The 1,098-nt window shown below is 69.2% G+C and carries 1 pseudogene; it reads right to left on the bottom strand.

The annotated features are described in order from the left end of the window. Window positions 1–23 precede the first annotated feature (23 nt). Window positions 24–1,018, bottom strand: a pseudogene (locus ACL02U_RS32860) (IS5 family transposase). Window positions 1,019–1,098: the final 80 nt, after the last annotated feature.

The following is a 1,098-nucleotide window of genomic DNA, read 5'->3' as shown; positions in this document are numbered from 1 at the left end:
CTAGGGCCTGTTCCAGGTTCGGATCATGTTGGTCGGAGGCTGCGGATCCAGATCAGGGCACCGCGTAGGTGGAGTCCGGCGAGGTAGCTGGTGGCGGTCTTGTCGTAGCGGGTGGCCAGGCCCCGCCACTCCTTGATCTTGTTGATGCAGCGTTCGACGGTGTTGCGGTCCTTGTACAGGTCCGGATCGTGACCGACCGGGCGGCCGCCGCGAGAACCCTTCTTCTTGCGGTTGGCGGCCTGGTCGGCCTTCTCCGGGATGACACCCCGGATGCGGCGTCGCCGCAGGTAGGCACGGTTGGCGCGGGAGGAGTAGGCCTTGTCCGCGGCGACGGCGGCGGGCCGGGTGCGCGGGCGGCCGACCGGGCCACGCACCTTTATGCCCTCCAGAACCGGGACGAAGCGGGGGCTGTCGGCGGCCTGCCCCGGGGTGAGGACGAACGACAGCGGCCGGCACCGGCGTTCGGCCGCGAGGTGGGTCTTGGTGGTCAGCCCTCCCCGGGAACGGCCCAGTTCAGCCGCACGGAGCCGGGCTCTGCGCCGCCGCCGTAAACGCCGCCGCTCCTGACGCACCACGTCATCGCCGTCCCCGTCCGGCGGAGCTACCGGTGCGCTTTGCCCCTTTCGAGAATCCCCTTTTCCTCGGTGACGGCCTTCTCCAGCTCGTTCAGCAGCTCGGGGTCGACAGCCATGCCCGCCGCGTGATGATGAGCGCGCGCGACCGTGGAATCCACGCTGACCAGGTCGAGATCGACCTGACCACGCGTCGCCGCCTCGGCGATCATCCCCTCCATCAGCGTCCGGAAGGTCCCCGCCACCGCCCAACGCTGGAACGCGCCGTAAACGGTCGACCAGGAGCCGTACTCCTGCGGCACATCCCGCCACGGGCACCCAGCCCTGAACCGCCACATCACGGCGTTGAACAGCCGCCGCAGGTCAGGGACCGGGCCGCGCTCGCCCACCGGCAAGAACGGCTCGACCAACTCCCACTCGGCATCCGAGAGATCACCACGCGCCACCCTCGACAACTACCAGGCCCATCCGACCGCCACCGGCGAATCCCAAAAACCAGTGATCCGAACCTGGAACAGGCCCTAGG

The organism is Streptomyces sp. MS06 (genome assembly GCF_047200655.1).
Lineage (GTDB): Bacteria > Actinomycetota > Actinomycetes > Streptomycetales > Streptomycetaceae > Streptomyces.
Note: the sequence above shows the minus strand (reverse complement) of the source record. Positions and strands in the feature narration are given on the sequence as shown.